17 protein-coding genes are annotated in these 18424 nt (G+C 68.0%); 7 read left to right on the top strand and 10 right to left on the bottom strand.

All coding sequences use genetic code 11. The features are described 5' to 3' along the window. Positions 1–697 (top strand): DUF899 domain-containing protein (locus ON40_RS25395; RefSeq protein ID WP_306305398.1); only part of this gene is annotated, 697 nt, incomplete at its 5' end. A gap of 12 nt (positions 698–709) precedes the next feature. On the opposite strand, the gene pgm is transcribed toward ON40_RS25395, so the two are convergent. From pgm to ON40_RS25410, 3 genes are all read right to left on the bottom strand, one after another. Beyond that, a complete protein-coding gene (gene pgm, locus ON40_RS25400) occupies positions 710–2350 on the bottom strand; it encodes a phosphoglucomutase (alpha-D-glucose-1,6-bisphosphate-dependent) (protein ID WP_040826923.1) in 1641 nt (546 codons plus the stop codon). A gap of 187 nt (positions 2351–2537) precedes the next feature. Beyond that, entirely contained in the window at positions 2538–2942 is a 405-nt protein-coding gene (locus tag ON40_RS25405; protein WP_083895917.1) for a DUF190 domain-containing protein, read from the bottom strand. Between the two features lie 706 nt (positions 2943–3648). Continuing rightward, on the bottom strand, positions 3649–5163 hold the full coding sequence (locus ON40_RS25410; protein WP_040826886.1) for an MFS transporter: 1515 nt from the start codon (positions 5161–5163) through the stop codon (positions 3649–3651). A 114-nt stretch (positions 5164–5277) separates the two neighbouring features. Here ON40_RS25410 and ON40_RS25415 point away from each other — a divergent pair, with 114 nt between their 5' ends. Both ON40_RS25415 and ON40_RS25420 read left to right on the top strand, forming a co-directional pair. Then, positions 5278–5955 carry a TetR/AcrR family transcriptional regulator gene (locus tag ON40_RS25415; protein ID WP_040826888.1) on the top strand — a complete coding sequence of 226 codons (678 nt, stop codon included), beginning with the start codon at positions 5278–5280 and terminating at the stop codon, positions 5953–5955. Between the two features lie 197 nt (positions 5956–6152). After that, positions 6153–7451: a D-arabinono-1,4-lactone oxidase gene (locus tag ON40_RS25420; protein ID WP_040826890.1), complete on the top strand. Its 1299-nt coding sequence runs from the start codon at positions 6153–6155 to the stop codon at positions 7449–7451. Between the two features lie 6 nt (positions 7452–7457). Here ON40_RS25420 and ON40_RS25425 read toward each other — a convergent pair whose 3' ends face one another. The 5 genes from ON40_RS25425 to ON40_RS25445 all read right to left on the bottom strand — a co-directional run bounded on the left by ON40_RS25425 (position 7458) and on the right by ON40_RS25445 (position 11455). Beyond that, complete coding sequence (locus tag ON40_RS25425) at positions 7458–8018, bottom strand: Asp23/Gls24 family envelope stress response protein (RefSeq protein WP_040826926.1); 561 nt, start codon at positions 8016–8018, stop codon at positions 7458–7460. An 8-nt stretch (positions 8019–8026) separates the two neighbouring features. Continuing rightward, entirely contained in the window at positions 8027–8641 is a 615-nt protein-coding gene (locus ON40_RS25430) for a DUF6286 domain-containing protein (RefSeq protein WP_063713086.1), read from the bottom strand. Further along, the gene (locus tag ON40_RS25435; protein WP_051193545.1) at positions 8638–8976 is read right to left on the bottom strand and encodes a hypothetical protein; all 339 of its coding nucleotides are present in this window, start codon (positions 8974–8976) and stop codon (positions 8638–8640) included. Before ON40_RS25435 ends, ON40_RS25430 begins: the two co-directional genes overlap by 4 nt. A gap of 132 nt (positions 8977–9108) precedes the next feature. Then, complete coding sequence (gene glpK, locus ON40_RS25440; RefSeq protein WP_040826892.1) at positions 9109–10635, bottom strand: glycerol kinase GlpK; 1527 nt, start codon at positions 10633–10635, stop codon at positions 9109–9111. 55 nt (positions 10636–10690) lie between these two features. After that, positions 10691–11455 (bottom strand): IclR family transcriptional regulator, encoded by a 765-nt coding sequence (locus ON40_RS25445; RefSeq protein WP_040826894.1) that lies wholly within the window; start codon positions 11453–11455, stop codon positions 10691–10693. Between the two features lie 257 nt (positions 11456–11712). Between ON40_RS25445 and ON40_RS25450 the strand changes: the two genes are divergently transcribed. The 3 genes from ON40_RS25450 (at position 11713) to ON40_RS25460 (ending at position 15907) form a co-directional block, all read left to right on the top strand. Then, positions 11713–12546: an MIP/aquaporin family protein gene (locus ON40_RS25450; protein WP_040826896.1), complete on the top strand. Its 834-nt coding sequence runs from the start codon at positions 11713–11715 to the stop codon at positions 12544–12546. Between the two features lie 97 nt (positions 12547–12643). After that, on the top strand, positions 12644–14164 hold the full coding sequence (glpK, locus tag ON40_RS25455) for a glycerol kinase GlpK (protein WP_040826898.1): 1521 nt from the start codon (positions 12644–12646) through the stop codon (positions 14162–14164). 66 nt (positions 14165–14230) lie between these two features. Continuing rightward, positions 14231–15907 (top strand): glycerol-3-phosphate dehydrogenase/oxidase, encoded by a 1677-nt coding sequence (locus ON40_RS25460; RefSeq protein WP_040826900.1) that lies wholly within the window; start codon positions 14231–14233, stop codon positions 15905–15907. Between the two features lie 45 nt (positions 15908–15952). Here the strand turns inward: ON40_RS25460 and ON40_RS25465 are convergent, their stop codons facing one another. Next, a complete protein-coding gene (locus tag ON40_RS25465) occupies positions 15953–16786 on the bottom strand; it encodes an MmyB family transcriptional regulator (protein WP_040826901.1) in 834 nt (277 codons plus the stop codon). 93 nt (positions 16787–16879) lie between these two features. On the opposite strand from ON40_RS25465, the gene ON40_RS25470 reads away from it, so the two are divergent. Further along, a complete protein-coding gene (locus ON40_RS25470) occupies positions 16880–17419 on the top strand; it encodes a YceI family protein (RefSeq protein ID WP_040826903.1) in 540 nt (179 codons plus the stop codon). A 99-nt stretch (positions 17420–17518) separates the two neighbouring features. Here the strand turns inward: ON40_RS25470 and ON40_RS25475 are convergent, their stop codons facing one another. Continuing rightward, positions 17519–18373, bottom strand: coding sequence for a helix-turn-helix transcriptional regulator (locus ON40_RS25475; protein WP_040826905.1), 855 nt, complete (start codon positions 18371–18373; stop codon positions 17519–17521). Positions 18374–18424: the final 51 nt, after the last annotated feature.

Genomic DNA, 18424 nt, shown 5'->3' on the forward strand with positions numbered 1-18424 from the left:
GCAGGAGAATCACTCGGAAGGGAGCATCATGCCCGTACACGACATCGGCACACGGGAACAGTGGCGCGCGGCGTACGAGGATCTGCGTGCGCAGGAGAAGGAACTGACCCGGCGCTCGGACGCGCTGGCCCGGCAGCGTCAGGCGCTGCCGTGGGTGCCGGTCACCAAGGAGTACCGGTTCGAGACCGATGCCGGTGAGAAGACCCTCGCCGAGCTGTTCGACGGCCGATCCCAGCTGATCATCCGGCATTTCATGCACGGTCCGAAAACTCCGGAGGGCTGCCCGGGATGCACCTTCGAAACCGACAACCTGGTCGGTGCGGTCCCGCATCTGGCCCACCACGACGTGACGTTCATCCTGGCCTCCCGCTCCCCCTTGGCGACATTGAACGCCTACAAACAGCGTTTCGGCTGGGACATCGAATGGGTCTCCTCGGGTGAGAGCGGTTTCAACGAGGACTTCTTCGAGATCATGCGCACCACGGCCGAACACCGCCCGCCGGGAAATATGCTCGACATGATGGAGCTGATGGCGCTGAGCTGCTTCGCCGTGCGGGACGGCGTCGTCTACCACACCTACTCGACCTACGACCGCGGCACCGACGCGCTCAACGCCACCTGGCAACTCCTGGACCGAGCGCCCCTGGGCCGCGGCACCGACTTCTCCGGCTGGCCCCGCAAACGCGGCGAATACTGAGCCGCGACCCGCTCAATCCGCGGTCAACGCCCGGCCCACGACCTCTTCCGCCGCCGCCTGCACCTGAGCGAGATGTTCTGGGCCCTCGAAGGATTCGGCGTAGATCTTGTATTTGTCCTCGGTGCCCGAGGGACGGGCGGCGAACCAGGCGTTCTCGGTGCTGACCTTGACACCGCCCAGCGCCGCGCCGTTCCCTCGGGCCCGGGTCTGGATGGCGGTGATCTCCTCCCCGGCGACCTCGGTGGCGGTGATGTCGTCGGGGGTCAGGGCGGCCAGCCGGGACTTCTGCGAAGCGGTGGCGGCGGCATCGATGCGCGCGTAAGCGGGTGAGCCGTAACGCTTTTCGAGTTCGGCGTAGCGAGCCGAGGGGCTCTGGCCGGTGACCGCGGTGATCTCCGCGGCCAGCAGGGCCAGCAGGATGCCGTCCTTGTCCGTGGTCCACACGGTGCCGTCGTGCCGCAGGAAGGATGCGCCGGCACTCTCCTCACCGCCGAAAGCCAGTGAGCCGCTGAACAATCCGGGCACGAACCATTTGAATCCGACCGGCACCTCGTGCACCTGACGCCCCAGCACGCTCACCACCCGATCGATCATCGAGGAGGTCACCGCGGTCTTGCCGATCTTGGTCAGCGCATCCCAGCCCATTCGGTTGGCGATCAGGTATTCGATCGCCACCGCGAGGTAGTGGTTCGGATTCATCAGTCCCGCATCGGGTGTCACCACGCCGTGCCGGTCCGCGTCGGCGTCGTTACCGGTGGAGATGTCGTAGTCGTCGCGGATGGCGACCAGTGAGGCCATCGCATAGCGCGAGGACGGATCCATCCGGATCTGACCGTCCGCATCGAGCGTCATGAACCGCCAGGTCGGGTCGACGAACGGGTTGACCACCTCGATCTCGAGGTCGTACCGCTGCCCGATCTCCTCCCAGTAGTCGACACTGGCGCCGCCCATCGGATCCGCGCCCAGGCGGATGCCCGCGCCGCGAATCGCGTCCAGGTTCAACACGTTCGGCAGATCGGCGATGTAGTGGTCGAGGTAGTCGTACCGCTCGACGCCGGTCATCAACGCATGCTGCAACGTGGTGCGCTTGACGCCGACCAGGCCGCCGCGCAGCAGTTCGTTCGCGCGATCGGCGATGGCGTCGGTGGCGACCGTGTCGGCCGGGCCGCCGTGCGGCGGATTGTATTTGAAGCCACCGTCGCGGGGCGGGTTGTGCGAGGGGGTGACCACGATGCCGTCGGCCTGATGCCGCGCGCCGCCCTGATTGTGCCGCAGCACTGCGTGACTGAGCACCGGCGTGGGCGTGTAGCGATCGCGGGCGTCGATGATCGCGGTGACCTCGTTGGCGGCGAGCACCTCGAGCGCGGTGGTCCAGGCGGGTTCGGACAGCGCGTGCGTATCGCGCGCCAGATAGACCGGACCCGTGATGCCGCGGGTGGCACGGTATTCCACGATCGCCTGGGTGATGGCGAGGATGTGGGCCTCGTTGAACGCGCAGTCCAGGCTCGACCCACGGTGTCCCGACGTACCGAACTGGACCAGCTGCGCAGGATCCGACGGATCGGGAATGCGCGCGTAGTAGGCCGTCACGAGATGTGGCAGATCCTCCAGATCGGTGGCCCGCGCCGGTCGTCCGGCTCGATCGTGGGCCATGGTCGGGCCTCCTTTCCGTGTCGCCTGCGCCCGGCTGGTCATCAGGATCACGGCCACACCCACTCTGCGAGAATCGCTCCGGCGGCGGCCGCCGTGCCCAGACGTTCTACCGTAGCGAATCGCGCGGGGTTCGCACGATCCACCGGAACCGGGGTATTCGGACCGCAGGGTTGGGGGCCGTCGGACGTCACGGGCGGCTCCCGGGGGTGCCGGTCCACACCTGCACCGGAGACAACGCGACGGTGCCGATGTCGAACAGTTCCGCGTTGCCGGAGACGAATTCGCGCAGTCGTTCGGAGTCGTCGATGATCATCACCATGACCGGCAGGTTCTCGGCCAGATCCAGCAGCCGGGTGGTGTGGATGCGGGAGGAGACCCCGTAACCCTCCATGCCGCGCCACACGCTGGCCCCGGCCAGGCCCGCGTCGCGGGCGCGCCGGACGATCTCGTGATAGCGGGGCCGGTGCTTCCAGTGATCATCCTCACCGAGCAGCACGGTGAGCCGGGCAGCGGCCCGCCATCGCGGATCGGGCTGCCAGGCATCGGCTTCCGTCAAGATCTCCACGACGGGGTCCCTCGGTACCTCACTCATCGCATACCCCCAATCCTCGTGCCCGCGTACCCGGTTGCTCCGAGCCCTGTGTCATCGCACCGTCCCTCGCACCGCCTTGTGCCATCCATCGTGCCCTCGTCGGCGCGCAGCCGCCCGAACCGTCCGAAAGGCACCGCACGCGACGTCACAACAGTTCTCCCGGGGCACCCCGCGGCGGCCTCGCGCCACCGGGAAATCGCCTACCCCGGTCCGATGATCGTCGGATCATGCTAACTGTCAGCGATCGCCGCCGATCGGCTCGGTCGGCAGCAACGGGTGACCGGCGGCTGCCGCACGCTCCCTAGCGGGAGGTTCTTTCAGCAGATTCGGAGTGATGGTTCGATTCGGGCGCTCCGGATCGCGATATTCGGTCCGCATGCCGATCCCGTCGAGGCCGCCCCCACGGCTACCACAGGGCAACCGCACTTCTCGGACATCGCCGAATTCTCCATCCACCAGTGCCTCGGCGCGCAGCCGGCGCGGGTGGATATGCGCGCCGGTTTCGGAAGTCTGTTGCGGCGCTTCCCGACTCTCGCACTCGCCGCTCGGACGCGTGGCGGGTGCGAGGAACGATTACCCGACACGGGGCCGAGCGGCGAGACTCGAGGGGCGGCGAACACGCCGGAGCGGAGGCCGAAAACAACGCCCGCCTGCGTGGTGCAGGCGGGCGCTGGGCGGACGGCATTGTCCGGAAAGGGAATTCGGATCAGTGGACGATGACGGGCTCACCTTCCGCCGGGGCGGGTGCGGTGTTCGGCATCAGGGCCAGCATGACCGCGGCGCCGGCCAGGAAGATCCCGGCGGCCCACCAGAAGCTGGTGGTGTAGCTCTCGATCAACGACTGCGCGACGTTCAGCGGGGTGGGCTGACGGTTCGTCAGGTAGTCCGAGGCGGCCGAGGCGGCGATGGTGCTCAGCAGTGCGGTGCCGATCGAGCCGCCGACCTGCTGACTGGTGTTGATGGTCGCCGAGGCGACGCCCGCGTCCTCGTGGTGCACTCCGGCCGTGGCGCTCTGGAACGCGGTGGACATCGCGCCACCGAGGCCCAGGCCCAGCAGGATCAGCGGCGGCAGGATGTGCGAGGCGTATCCGGTGTGCAGACCGATCTGCGTCAACCACGCCATACCCACCGCGGCGATCAGGAATCCGCTGCTGACCACCAGTTTCGGCCCGATCCTGGGCAGCACCAGGGACGGGACGGTCGTGGAGGAGGCGATCATCGCGGCCACCATCGGCAGGAACGCCACGCCGGTCATGATCGGCGAGTAGTTCAGCGTCAACTGCATGTAGTAGGTCAGGAACAGGAAGATCGCGAACATCCCGATGCCCATCACGAAGATGGTCAGGTAGGACCCGCCGCGGGTGCGGTCGAGCACGATCCGCAAGGGCAGCAACGGGTTCGACACCCGCGTTTCCAGCCAGGCGAACACACCCAGCAGCACGACGCCGCCGATCAGGAAGGTCAGGGTGAGACCGTTGGTCCAGCCGTGCGATTCCGCGTGCGAGAAGCCGTAGACGATGCCGAACAACGCGGCGGTCACCGTGACCGTGCCGGGGATGTCCAGCTTCGGCCGCTCGGTGGTGACGTGCTTGGCCAGCAGTGCGACCGCGCCGATCAGCGCGATGGCGGCGAAGACCAGGTTGACGTACATCACCCAGCGCCACGACGCCCACTCGGTGAGCGCGCCGCCGAGCAGCAGACCCAGTGCGCCACCGGTTCCGGCGACCGCACCGAAGATGCCGAATGCCTTGGCTCGTTCGGACGCCTCGGTGAACGTCACGGTCAGCAGAGCCAGGGCGGCGGGAGCCAGCAGTGCGCCGAAAGCGCCCTGTGCGACGCGAGCTGCGACGAGCATCACGAAACCGTTCGCCGCACCGCCGATCGCGGAGGCGACGGCGAAGCCGACGAGGCCGACGATGAACGTCGTCCGGCGTCCGAACAGGTCACTCAGTCGCCCGCCGAGTAGCAGCAGGCTGCCGAACGCGAGCGCGTAGCCGGTGACGACCCATTGCCGATCGGCATTGGAGAAGCCGAGATCGTGCTGCGCGGCGGGCAGCGCGATGTTCACGACGGTAGCGTCGAGAACGACCATCAACTGGGCGACGCCGAGAACGGCGAGCACCCACCAGCGCAGGGCGTGCGGACCGCGGCGGTTCGCGCCGCGGTCGCGCCGGGACGACGATGTCGCCCGGTCTTTCTGCAGATCTATCGAGGTGGTCATGGGTCCCCTTGTCCGATGCCGTATGCGGAGGAGGTTCCTCCGCTTCGCAGGAAAGCTATCACAATAACGGAGGTATTGCCTCCACTTAATCCCGGATCTTGGTAATATGACCCCGTGAACCCCGCCACTACCGCTGCACCACCGCGACGCCTGCGCGCCGACGCCGCCCGTAATCAGCAACGCATCCTCGAGGCCGCGCGCAGACTGTTCGCCGAGCGCGGACTCGAGGTCACCCTCGACGACGTGGCCGAGGCGGCGGGCGTCGGCGTGGGCACGGTCTACCGGCGGTTCGCGAACAAGCAGGAACTGATCGTCGAGGTCTTCGAGCACAACATCGCGGAGATGGCGGAGATGGTCGAGACGGCCAACCGCAATCCGGATCCCTGGGCGGGGTTGACCGAGGTGTTCGAGTACGCCTGCCAGCACATGGCCCAGAACCGCGGCTTCGGCGAGGTGATGCTCGAGATCCCCGATGCGCAGGCGCGCTTCGCCTGGGTGCGCGAGCGGATCAAGCCCGCGATCGAGCGCCTGATCGAGCGTGCCCGTGCCGCCGGGGTCCTGCGCGAGGGCATCGCGCCCTCGGACTTCTTCGTCCTGGTCAGCATGGTCGAGACGATCGCGGCCTTCGCGCGCCCGGTCGATCCGGAGGTCTGGCGGCGCTATATGACCATCGTGCTCGACGGAGTGCGAGCCGACTGCGTCCCGCGTGACCCGCTGACCATCCCCCCGCTGGACGACGAAGCGATCGACCGCGCCAAGGCCGCCTGCTTCCCCCCGCGCAACAAGAAGTAGTCGCAGCCGACCTGCGCGCGACATCCCGGTCGCATCGAGTGGAAGCGAAACGGACTCGCACCAGACCGATACGAGGCCCGGCCGAACGACGGTGGACGGGCCCATCCGATCGACTCCGCATGCGCCCCTGAGCACGAACAGTGCTGGCAGGGGTACCGAAGTGGCGTGCCGCACACCCATCCCCTAAAGTTGGACGCGTGACCAACTCGTGGGTGAACTGGGCAGGCGACCAACGGTGTGCGCCGAATGTGATCGCTACGCCCGGTTCGGCCGATGAGGTCGCCGAACTGGTTCGCAGCGCGGGGGACGCGGGGCGGACCGTACGGGTCGCGGGTGCGGGACACTCGTTCACCGACACAGTGCTCACCGATGGCACGTTGTTGCGGCTCGACAGGATGGATCGGATTCTGGAGGTCGACCGGTCGAGCGGCCTGGTGCGGGTCGAGGCCGGGGCGACGCTCAACGCGCTCAGCACCGCACTGCATCCGCTGGGGTTGGCATTTCCGAACCTCGGCGACATCGATGTGCAGACCATCGCGGGCGCGACCGCGACCGCGACCCACGGCACCGGAGCTCGGCTGCAGAACATCTCCGCCGCACTGCATTCGGCGGAATTGGTCCTCGGCGACGGCAGCCGGGTGGAGTTCAGCGAGAAGACCGACCCCGAAGGCTGGCGCGCGGCGCGGGTCAATGTGGGCGCGCTCGGCGTGGTCACCGCGGTCACTTTGGCGTTGGTGCCCGCATTCGTACTCGAGGGCGTCGAACGCCCGCTACCACTGGACGACGTGCTCGCCGATCTGGACGAATTCGTCGACGGCAACGAACATTTCGAGTTCTACATGTTCGCGCACAGCCCGATCGCGATGACCAAGCGCAACAACCGGGTCGAGCTGCCCGAGCAGCCGCGCGCCAAACCGGTGGACTGGTTCGCCGACATCCTGCTGTCCAACCACACCTTCGACGCGCTGGCCCGGCTGTGTCGCATTCGGCCGCAACTGATTCCGTGGGTGCAGCGCGCGGCCGCGTACGCCGGTTCGTACCGTCGCCAGGTGGACCGGTCCTATCGGGTCTTCGCCTCCCCCAGGCTGTTTCGTTTCACCGAGATGGAATACGCAGTGCCGCGCGAACATTCGGTCGATGCCATTCGCGAGATCAAGGAGGTGTCCCGGCGGTTCGCCAGCCCGATGCCGATCGAGGTGCGCTGGGTCGCCCCGGATGATGCGTACCTGTCCCCCGCGGGCGGGCGGGAGACCTGCTACATCGCCGTGCACCAGTACCACGGCATGGAGTACGAACCGTACTTCCGTGCCTGCGAGGCGATTTTCGATCGTTACCAGGGCCGCCCGCACTGGGGTAAACGGCACTTCCAGACCGCGGACACGCTGCGCGAGCGGTATCCGGAATGGGAGCGATTCCAGCAGGTCCGCCGCCGCCTGGACCCGAAGGGGCGCTTCAGCAATCCGTATGTGAATCGGGTGCTGGGCCCGATCGACTGATCGCGATCAGCGAGACCGCTCGCGCGCCAGGCGCAATTCCATCTCGACGGGCAGTTCCTCGAGCTCGAGAGCCTGCCGCAGCCGGGGCACGGCATGCGTGCGGATCCGATCGCGCAGGGCCGCGACGTCGGCGTCGGGGGCCGCCGTCACGACCAGATGCAGACCGGGCCCGCTCCCCGGGCCGGACAACCGGGCCGCGGCACTGCGCACCCCGTCGTACGACTCGATATCGGTGGACACCGGGGCGCACGCGACCGCCGTGTCGAGTGCGACGGTATCCGCGGAATCCCTTGCGCGCGCACGCCATCGGACCGAACGCGACTTCCGGGGCAGCTGCGCGATCGCCCACCACACGCAGCCGAGCGCGACCAGGCAACCGACGCCCGCGATCGCCCACAACATCCAGCCGGGCGGCCTGGCATCCGGGATCAGGCCCGAGCGAGGTCCGACCCACCCGAGTCGGCCGAAGTGCGCGGCCAGCGCATAACCGCCCACCGAGATCAACGCCAGACCGAACACCGCGAGCAACGTCCGGTTCAGCCGAGCCGCACCATGACGAGTCGTCATCGCCCGCGTCATCCGGGCCGCCCCACTGCCTGCTCCGATCCGGCGACCGCGATCGGATCGCCGCCCAGCACCGCGCCGTCAGCACGCTGACCACCCGATCCGCTTCCTCGCCGGGCCACCACCACGACGCGCGGCGCCGGATCCGGACCGATCCGGGTCATGCGTTCGTCCACGGCCGTGCCGACACGCTCACTCAGCCCCGCTGCGTGGACGTATGCGGTGCGGATCTTGATGCGAACCTTCCTGCGCCGCAGCCGAACTCGCGCCGAGCGCACGCCCTCCACGGATTGCGCGGCATCCTGTAGCGCACCGCGCAGACCCCGACGAGCGACACCCGCGGTGAATCCGTCGTCACCGACCAGAGGCAGGACGACCGCGCGTCCGGGCAGGATCGCCAACATCAGCAGTGCGAGTCCGGCGACGATGGCGACGATGGCGACGACCGCCACCCACCGGTCGTCCCAGGCGGTCCCGTGCAGCCGGGCGACAATGCGGCCATAGGGCACGAATTCCCTTGCACCGGTGAGATGTTGGATGAGCGGACCGACGGCGGCCACACAGGCCGCCAGCAATGCGACGGCCAGCACACCCGCGGGCAGAGCCCGGCGTGGCCGCCGTCTCATAGCTCCACCAGCCCGCGCATCTCGATCTCCAGGCGATGCACCGGAAGGTCGAACCGACTACGCACACGTTCGGTGACGTGGTTCCGGCACGCCGTGCTCACCTGCCAGACCGGCATCGGATAACGGACCGACAGCCGCATACTCAGCTCCACCGCGCCCCGGGCGATCCTGGCCTCGACCCGCACATCGGCGCATACCCCGGTGATCTCCCGGGCCGCCTGGGCCGCGACCGCCCCCACCACACCGGGATCGATGACCGCGCGCGCATCCGGCAGTATCACCACGGGTGCGGCCAGCGTCGATATGACAGGGACACCGCTGAGAATGCTCGTCATCAGTACCTCCGGTATTCGGTAGGGGCCGATTCACATGCTCCCCCCGCAATAGCCGAACACTAACCGAAAATGACGTTCACCTCGCCTTACGCGCCGTGCCAGAGTGTCGATTCGTTCCCGACCGGGCCTGGTTCACCGCTCGGCGGGCACACCGTGCGTCCGGCGGCGGGCCCAGCCGAAGCTCAGCTGCACCGCGCGCTTCCAGTCGTCGTACTGCTCCTCCCGGTGCGCGGGGTCCATCCGCGGGGCCCAGCGCCCCGCGGGACGCCAGTTGTTGCGCAGTCCCTGCAGGTCCGGCCAGTAGCCGACGGCCAGGCCCGCGGCATAGGCCGCGCCGAGGGATACGGTCTCGGGGACGAACGGGCGCATCACCGGAATGCCCAGGAAATCGGCGACCATCTGCATCAGCAGATTGTTCGAGGTCATCCCGCCGTCCACGCGCAGGGTCGCGGCCTGCAATCCGGAATCGGCGTTCATCGCGTCGACCACGTCGCGGGTCTGCCAGGCGGTCGCCTCGAGTACCGCCCGCGCCAGATGCCCCTTGGTGATGTAGGAGGTGAGGCCGATCACCAAACCTCTTGCGTCACTGCGCCAATGCGGCGCGTACAGCCCCGAGAACGCCGGGACGATACAGCAACCGCCGTTGTCTTCCACTGTGCGAGCGAGGGTTTCGATCTCCGGCGCGCTGGCGACCAGACCGATGTTGTCCCGGATCCATTGCACCAGTGAGCCGGTCACCGCGATCGGCCCCTCCAGCGCGTAGACCGGGTCCCGATCGATCTGATAGCCGATGGTGGTCAGCAGCCCGTGCGTGGACTGCACGAGTTCGCCGCCGGTGTTCATCATCAGGAATCCGCCGGTGCCGTAGGTGCACTTGGTTTCCCCACGGGCGAAACAGGTTTGGCCGAACAACGCGGCATGCTGATCACCCAGTGCTGCGGCGATCCGGATCCCCGGCACCACCCGCCGGGTGGTCCCGTAGGAGGCGGTCGAGGGCTGGATCCGGGGCAGCATCGCCGCGGGAATGCCGAAGAATTCCAGCAGTTCCGGATCCCAGCTCAGGCTTGCCAGGTTCATCAGCAGGGTGCGGCTGGCGTTGGTGACGTCGGTGACGTGTTCGCCGCCGTCGACGCCGCCGGTCAGATTCCAGATCAGCCAGGTCTCCATGGTGCCGAACAGCACCTCGCCGCGTTCGGCCCGCTCGCGCAGGCCGGGGGTGGTGTCGAGCATCCAGCGCAGCCGCGGCGCGGCGAAGTAGGTGGCCAGCGGAAGTCCGCACAGTTGCCGGATTCGTTGCGCGCCAGGACGTTTCTCGAATTCGGCGACCAGCTCCTCGGTGCGCACGTCCTGCCAGACGATCGCATGCCCGATCGGGTTGCCGGTGCGCCGATCCCAGACGACGCTGGTCTCCCGCTGATTCGCGATCCCCAGTGCCGCAATCTGTTCCACGCCGACGCCGGCATTGCGCAGCACCTGCGGCACGATCCGGTCGACATTGCGCCAGATCTCCATCGCATCCTGTTCGACCCATCCGGGCCTCGGGTAGTACTGCTGATGTTCGCGCTGGGCCACTCCGGCCAGCTGCGCTCGCTGATCGAACAGGATGCAACGAGTCGAGGTCGTGCCCTGGTCGATCGCCAACACGTAACGTTGTGTCATCCGCCCAGCTCTCTCATCGGCGTTTCGAACTTTCCGGCTCGGTACCGGGGCGGGGTCAATGGCCTGCGGCCAGATCGCGGGATATGGCGTGGGCGGCATCACGCACCAGCGCGATCAGCGGCGGGCGATGTCGCAGCTGTGCGCCGCACACCCGATCGACGGGTCCGGCGATGCCGATCGCGCCGATGACCAGCCCGCCGTGCGCGCGGATGGGTGCGGCGATACCGGCCTCACCGGGCCGGAACTCCTCGACCGACCCCGCCCAGCCGTTCCGCCGTACCTCGGTCAGTGTGCGGGTGAGCGCGGCGCGATCGGTGAGGGTGCGGTGTGTCAGCGAGGTCAGGTCGCCGCGCCGCACCGCATGAGCGAGGTCGGGTTCGGCGGCGAGCAGCACCTTGCCCAGCGCGGTGGCGTGCGGGGGCAGTCGCTCGCCGACCTGCAGGGCCTGTTCGGAATTGTCCGGCCGGAAGACGTGGTGCACCACCAGCACGCCGCCGTCGGTCCACACACCGACTCGCACTTCCTCACCGCTGCGCGAGGCCAGCGAGTCCGCCCAGTTGATGGACCAGGAACGCAGTTCGTTGGCATCGATCCCGACCGTGCCGAGCTGTCGCACCGCCGCACCCAGCCGGTATTTGCCGGTCGCCGCCTCCTGCTCGACGAAGCCGACGCCCTGCAGGGTGCGCAGGATGCCGTGGGCGGTGGGTTTGGCTAGATCGAGTGCGGCAGCGATATCGCCGACGCCGAGACGGCCGGAGCCGCGGGCGAGCAGTCGCAGAATTGCGGCCGCCCGTTCGATCGATTGGATCGGACCGGGCATGGCGGAAACCTATCTGGAAAGTTCCGATTCGACAATGTCGAACGCTGGGTGATCGACCGACGACATCACCGCCACCATATGTGACCTGCACCATGCAGTCCTCCCAGCCGGAAGCAACCTAACCACCCGAACCGGGCGTCACCAGCCCGCCCGTTCAGCATTGTCGAACGCTACCGATTCCCCTGTTCGCGGGCGATTCGTACCGTTTGCCGGTGCGGTCGCAGTGGCGACCGGTGGCTCATCACGGAGGCTCAACGGTGAACTTCGGCTCGATATTCGTCAGTGAGGCGTTCGGCACAGGACTTCTGATCCTGCTCGGCGCCGGTGTCGTGGCAAATGTGCTGCTGACCAAATCCAAGGGATTCGACGGCGGCTGGCTGCTGATCAACTTCGGCTGGGGACTGGGTGTCTTCGCCGGTGTGTACGCCGCCTACAAGACCGGCGCGCATCTCAATCCGGCGGTCACCGTCGGCATCGCGTTCAGCGGCGCGCACGAGTACGCGACAGGTATTCCGATCACCCTCGGCAATACCGTCGCGTATCTGCTCGGACAGATGATCGGTGCAATCCTCGGCGCGTGCGCGGCCTATCTGGCCTACAAGCGGCACTTCGACGCCGAGACCGACGGGGCCAAGAAGCTCGCGGTGTTCTCCACCGGACCGGAGATCCGCTCTTACGGCTGGAACTTCCTGACCGAGGTCATCGCCACCTTCGTGCTGGTCTTCGTCGTGCTGGCCTTCGGGCACACCCCCACCGGCCTGGGCCCGGCAGCGGTCGCACTGCTGGTGGTCGGTATCGGCGCTTCGCTGGGCGGTCCCACCGGATACGCCATCAACCCGGCCCGCGACCTGGGCCCGCGCATCGCGCACGCGCTGCTGCCGATGAATTCCACCGCGACGGCCGAACCCGAACGCGTCGCGGTCACAGTCGGGGCGGGCGAGGGCGCCGCCGCGCGGGAGCAGGCCGAACGACAGACCGCCCCGGCGCAGCCGCAGCGCAAGAACTCCGACTGGTCCTATGCGTGGGTTCCGGTGCTGGGTCCGCTGGTCGGCGGCGCGCTGGCCGGACTGATCGCTCATCTGGTGCTGTAGTTCGCGCGATTCCCGGCCCTGGCCCTTGCCATCGCCGCAAGATGCGATTACAGACGTCTGAACTCCTTCTCCAGCACATTCTTTCGAAAGGACCGCGATGAGCAAGTTCGTCGGAGCCATCGACCAGGGCACCACGAGCACCCGTTTCATGGTGTTCGATCACGGCGGCAACGAGATCGCCCGTCATCAGCTCGAGCACGAGCAGATCCTGCCGCAGGCGGGCTGGGTCGAGCACAATCCCACCGAGATCTGGGAACGCACCCGCGCCGTCATCGAGACCACGCTCACCAAGGCGAATCTCACCGCCGCGGACCTGGCCGCGGTCGGGGTGACCAATCAGCGCGAGACCACCGTCGTGTGGAATCGGCGCACCGGCCGCCCGTACTGCAACGCCATCGTCTGGCAGGACACCCGCACCGACAAGATCGCCGCGGAACTCGAGCGGGCCGGGCACGGTGAGACCATCCGCCGCAAGGCCGGACTGCCGCCGGCCACCTACTTCTCCGGCGGCAAGCTGCGCTGGATCCTGGACAACGTGCCCGGGGTGGCCGAGGACGCCGAGCGCGGCGAGGCGCTGTTCGGCACCACCGACAGCTGGCTGATCTGGAATCTCACCGGCGGCGTCGACGGCGGTGCGCACCTGACCGACCCCACCAACGCCAGCCGCACCATGCTGATGGACCTCGAGACACTGGACTGGGACCCGGAACTGTTGTCCATCTTCGGAATTCCGCGCGCGATGCTGCCCGATATCGTGCCGTCCTCGAATCCCGGACTGTTCGGCAAGACCCTCGCCAACGGTCCGTTCCACGGCGAGGTCCCGCTGGCCGGTGTGCTCGGCGATCAGCAGGCCGCGACCGTCGGACAGGTCTGCTTCCGGCCCGGCGAGGCCAAGAACACCTACGGCACAGGCAATTTCCTGCTGTTGAACACCGGCGAGGAGGTGGTGCGGTCCAAGCACGGGCTGCTCACCACCGTCGCGTACCAGTTCGGCGATCAGAAACCGGTGTACGCGCTGGAGGGATCGATCGCGGTCACCGGTTCGGCGGTGCAGTGGCTGCGCGATCAGCTGGGCATCATCTCCGGTGCGGCACAGAGTGAATCGCTCGCCGCGCAGGTGCAGGACAACGGCGGGGTGTACTTCGTGCCCGCGTTCTCCGGACTGTTCGCGCCCTACTGGCGCTCGGACGCGCGCGGTGTGATCGTCGGCCTGTCCCGGTACAGCACCAACGCGCATCTGGCCCGCGCGACGCTCGAGTCGATCTGCTATCAGACCCGCGACGTGGTGGCCGCCATGCAGGCCGATTCGGGCGTGGAACTCGACGTGCTGCGGGTGGACGGCGGCGTCACCGCCAACGAGCTGTGCATGCAGATCCAGGCCGATTTCCTGGGTGTGCCGGTCTCGCGGCCGGTCGTCGCCGAGACCACCGCCCTGGGCGCCGCGTACGCTGCGGGCCTGGCGGTCGGATTCTGGCGCAGCACAGACGAACTCGAACAGAACTGGCAGGAGGACAAGCGCTGGGAGCCCGCCCTGGGCGAACAGGAGCGCGAGCGCGGTTACGCGCGTTGGAAGAAGGCCGTCGAGCGGACCCTGAACTGGATCGACCTCGACGAGTGAACGACCCGGGCCCGGCTCGTCCGGGCCCGATCATCGAAAACCTCTGGAACAAGGAGAGATACGGCCGTGCCCGCACATCTGGACCCCACCTATCGCGCCGAAGCACTCGCCTCACTCGGCGAGGACGAGGTGGATGTACTCGTCATCGGCGGCGGCGTGGTCGGTGCCGGAGCCGCCCTCGACGCCGCCTCACGCGGGCTGACCACCGTGCTGGTCGAGGCCCGGGACTTCGCGGCCGGAACGTCGAGCCGCTCCAGCAAACTCATCCACGGGGGTCTGCGCTATCTCGAACAGTTCGATTTCGCGCTGGTGCGGGAGGCGTTGCGGGAACGGGGTCTGCTGCTGAACACGCTGGCCCCGCACCTGGTGCATCCGGTGTCGTTCCTGTTTCCGCTGCAACATCATTGGGAGCGGCCGTACATCGGCGCGGGCGTCGCGCTGTACGACACCCTGGGCGGGGCACGGGCATTGCCCATGCACCGGCACCTGAGTCGTTCGCGCGCACTGGAATTGGCTCCCGCGCTGCGCGAGGACGCGATGGTCGGCGCGATCCGCTACTTCGACGCACAGGTCGACGACGCACGACACACGATGACGTTGGCGCGCACCGCGGCCCGGCACGGCGCGACCGTGCTGACCCGGGCGAAGGTGACCGGCCTGCTCCGTGAGGGGGAGCGGGTCGTGGGCGCGATCGTCACCGATCGGGAGTCCGGGCGCGAGTATCCGGTGCGCGCGCGGCGGGTGATCAGTGCGACGGGCGTGTGGACCGATGAGATGAATGCCATGACCGGCGTGGACTTCCCGTTCCACGTGCGGATGTCCAAGGGCGTGCACATCCTGGTGCCGCGCGAGCGGCTGGATCTGGACACCGGGCTGATCATGAAGACCGAGAAGAGTGTGCTGTTCGTGATCCCGTGGCGGGAGCACTGGATCATCGGCACCACCGACACCGACTGGTCGCTGGACAAGAATCATCCGGTCGCCAGCGCGGCGGATGTGCGGTACATCCTCGATCACGTCAATTCTCTACTGCGCGAACCACTCTCGAACAACGACATCGTGGGAACGTACGCCGGTCTGCGGCCGCTGCTGTCCGGGGCGTCGTCGAGTACCGCGAAGCTCTCGCGCGAACACGCTGTGGCGGAACCGGTTCCGGGACTGTTCGTGATCGCGGGCGGCAAGTACACCACCTACCGGGTGATGGCCGCCGACGTGATCGACGCCGCGGTGGCCGGATTCGGGCGCGGGGTGGCGCCCTCGGTGACCGCGCATCTGCCGATCCTGGGCGCGGCCGGATATCACGAACTGCGAGACGACATCGACAGCGTCGCCCAGCGGGCCGGGCTCTCGGTCGCCGCGGCCACCCACCTGGTGTCCCGCTACGGTTCCCTGGCCACCGAGCTGTTCGCCATGATCGATCGCGAACCCGAACTCGGCATGCTGCTGCCGGGCACCGAATATCTCGGCGCGGAGGCGGTGTACGCGGTCACCCACGAGGGCGCACTGCATCTGGACGACATCCTCACCCGCCGCACCCGCATCTCCATCGAGGTGGCCGACCGCGGCCTGGCCGCAGCGGCCGTGGCGGCGGATCTCGTTGCCGCACATCTGGGTTGGGACGAGGCGACGAAGGCTCAGGAGCTGGCCCGCTATCGGGAGCGAGTGCAGGCCGAACTGGCCGCCAACGCCGCCGCCGACGACGACGAGGCCAACGCGGCACGTCTGATCGCACCGCCCTGCTGAGTGCGCCGCGCAGGTTCGCGGCCCGGCAGCAGGTCGGGCCGCGAACTACTCGTTGACCAGCCGCAGTCCGGGCGCATGCACCCGACGCCGGTCCACCAACCACACCATGACGCTCTGATCCACTGCGGGATCGAGGGTTTCGATCTCGACCTCGACCTCACCGCGAATCGGATGGTTCAGATGCACTGTGGCCGAACGGTAATCGGTCACCCGATGTTCCTGCCAGCGACGCATGAACTCCGGAAAGCGTTGCAGCGCTTCGATGGTCGCGGTGAGCTGCGGGTCCTCGGCCCATTGGGAGCGGGCCGCGCGCAGCGCCGAGGTCATCAGGTCGGCGGCCACGGGCCAGTCGGTCCACCACTTCTCCGCCGCCGGATGGCCGAACAGGTAGTGCGCGAGATTGCCCTCGACCGAGGCGTCGAGCAGTCCGAGCGGCTCGGCGAAATCACGCCACGCGGCGTTCCAGGCCAGAATGTTGAGCCGTCGGCCCAGGACGAAGGCCGGGGTCGGATGCATCGCGTCCAGCACCGCCTGCACGGTGTCGCTGACGCGCTCGAACGCCCGTCCGTCGGCGGGACAGCTGCCGACCTGGTGGTCCAGCCCCAGCGCCAGCTTGCTGAAATGGTGCCGTTCGACCTCGTTCAGCCGCAGCGCCTCGGCCAGGGCGGCCAGGACCGCGGTCGAGGGATTGGTGTCCCGTCCCTGTTCGAGGCGGGCCAGATAGTCCACACTCACGCCCGCCAGCGCCGCGACCTCCTCGCGACGCAGGCCCGGCGTGCGGCGGCGACGCCCCGACGGCAACCCGACTTCCTCGGGTTGCAACTGCGCACGCCGCGCTATCAGAAACTCGGCGAATTCGGACCTCGACACGCCATCCATCCTCTACCATCCCGGACCCGTTATCCGCGCCCTACCAGTACCAGGATAAGGGCGGTGTGGATAACCGGACCACGGTCCGGAAGGCTGGTGCACATGACGACTTCCGAACAGACCCTCGCGACCGGAGCCTGGGAGCTCGACGCCAACCACTCCTCGGTCAACTTCACCGTCCGCCACCTGGGCATTTCCAAGGTACGCGGACGTTTCAACAACTTCGAGACCAGCTTCGTCGTCGACGAGTCCGGCACCGCCACCATCGAGGCCACGATCCACCTGGACTCCTTCGACACCGGCAACGAAGGCCGCGACAACCACGTGCGCAGCGCCGACCTGCTCGACGTCGAGAAGCGCCCCACCCTGCACTTCAAGGCGTCCGAGCCGGTGCAGGTGGCCGAGGAGTTCGAGGTCACCGGCGATGTCACCCTCGGTGGCGTCACCAAGCCGGTCACGCTCGAGGTCGAGTGGGGCGGCGTGCAGGAGTTCCAGGGCGACGGCAAGCGCCACGCCGGATTCTCCGCCACCGGTTCGTTCAAGCGCTCGGACTTCGAGGTCGCCCCGGCCGTGCCCGCCGCGATGCTGAGCGACAAGATCGCCATCGAGCTGGACATCCAGCTGATCGAGCCGCAGGGCTGAGCCCCGGACCACGGGTCTGATTCTCACGCGCGAAGCCGCCCTCGCCGATCTCGGCCGGGGCGGCTTCGACGTGTCCGGGCGACGTGTCGATCGGACCGGTCAGGGCAGCAGCCCGTGCCGCCGCGCCCGCACGACGGCCTCGTGCCGGGTGTGCGCCGACAGTTTGGTCATGGCACTGCGCAGATAACTCTTCACCGTCTCCGGACCGACCGAAAGACGTTCCGCGGCTTCGGCATTGGTACACCCCAGCGCGATCTGCGCGAGTACGTCGAGTTCACGGGGCGCGAGTGCGGGTACCTCGTCCGGGATCCCGGGATCGGCCATGAGCCGGGCCAGCCGGTCGGACAGATCCCGCAAGCGGGTGCGGGTCACGGCATCGCCGACGGTCTGCGCGATACCCCGCACCTCGGCGTGAATGGCGCGCAACTGCTCGGCGAGCACCGCATCCGGTCCGGGCGCGGGCACCGCGGCCTCGCGCAGCCGCAGCCGCCGGTCCACCTCGTCCCGGATCGCCAGCTCGACCGACAGGCGCCGCCCAGCCGCCATGGCCAGATCGGCCGCGCGGTCACCGACCGGACCGGCATCACGACTCGCGACGTACAGCACCGCACGCGACTCCCCGCCCACCACGACCGGAATTCCGACCACCGCGCGCAGCCCCTCGGTCAGCACCGGCGCGTCGTAGTGATGGGTGATCGTGGAGGCCGCCCGGTAGTCCGCGACCGAAGTCGGACGTTTACTGGCGAAGGCCGCACCGCCCACTCCTGAGGAGGGGGACACCACCAGACCTCGCATCGCGCTGGTCCGGGTACCCAGGAACTCGGTCAGCACCAGCGCACCGGCGTGCACCTGGCCGCCGAATACCACCGGCATCCCCGACATCGCCGCGACCTGCCGTAACTCCGCGCGCAACGCATCGGAATCGCGCGGGCGCAGGACATCGGCGGAACTCATTGCGGGCACCCCTTTCCGGGGGTAGCGAGGGGCAACTGTGACCTAGATCCT

It is taken from the genome of Nocardia jiangxiensis NBRC 101359, assembly GCF_000308615.1.
Classification (GTDB): Bacteria; Actinomycetota; Actinomycetes; order Mycobacteriales; family Mycobacteriaceae; genus Nocardia; species Nocardia jiangxiensis.

Bases quoted from the DNA above. Each gene is read 5' to 3' on its own strand.
- pgm (WP_040826923.1), bottom strand. From the start codon at position 2,350: ATGGCCCACGATCGAGCCGGACGACCGGCGCGGGCCACCGATCTGGAG.
- ON40_RS25405 (WP_083895917.1), bottom strand. From the start codon at position 2,942: ATGAGTGAGGTACCGAGGGACCCCGTCGTGGAGATCTTGACGGAAGCC.
- ON40_RS25410 (WP_040826886.1), bottom strand. From the start codon at position 5,163: ATGACCACCTCGATAGATCTGCAGAAAGACCGGGCGACATCGTCGTCC.
- ON40_RS25425 (WP_040826926.1), bottom strand. From the start codon at position 8,018: ATGACGACTCGTCATGGTGCGGCTCGGCTGAACCGGACGTTGCTCGCG.
- ON40_RS25430 (WP_063713086.1), bottom strand. From the start codon at position 8,641: ATGAGACGGCGGCCACGCCGGGCTCTGCCCGCGGGTGTGCTGGCCGTC.
- ON40_RS25435 (WP_051193545.1), bottom strand. From the start codon at position 8,976: ATGACGAGCATTCTCAGCGGTGTCCCTGTCATATCGACGCTGGCCGCA.
- glpK (WP_040826892.1), bottom strand. From the start codon at position 10,635: ATGACACAACGTTACGTGTTGGCGATCGACCAGGGCACGACCTCGACT.
- ON40_RS25445 (WP_040826894.1), bottom strand. From the start codon at position 11,455: ATGCCCGGTCCGATCCAATCGATCGAACGGGCGGCCGCAATTCTGCGA.
- glpK (WP_040826898.1), top strand. From the start codon at position 12,644: ATGAGCAAGTTCGTCGGAGCCATCGACCAGGGCACCACGAGCACCCGT.
- ON40_RS25465 (WP_040826901.1), bottom strand. From the start codon at position 16,786: ATGGATGGCGTGTCGAGGTCCGAATTCGCCGAGTTTCTGATAGCGCGG.
- ON40_RS25470 (WP_040826903.1), top strand. From the start codon at position 16,880: ATGACGACTTCCGAACAGACCCTCGCGACCGGAGCCTGGGAGCTCGAC.
- ON40_RS25475 (WP_040826905.1), bottom strand. From the start codon at position 18,373: ATGAGTTCCGCCGATGTCCTGCGCCCGCGCGATTCCGATGCGTTGCGC.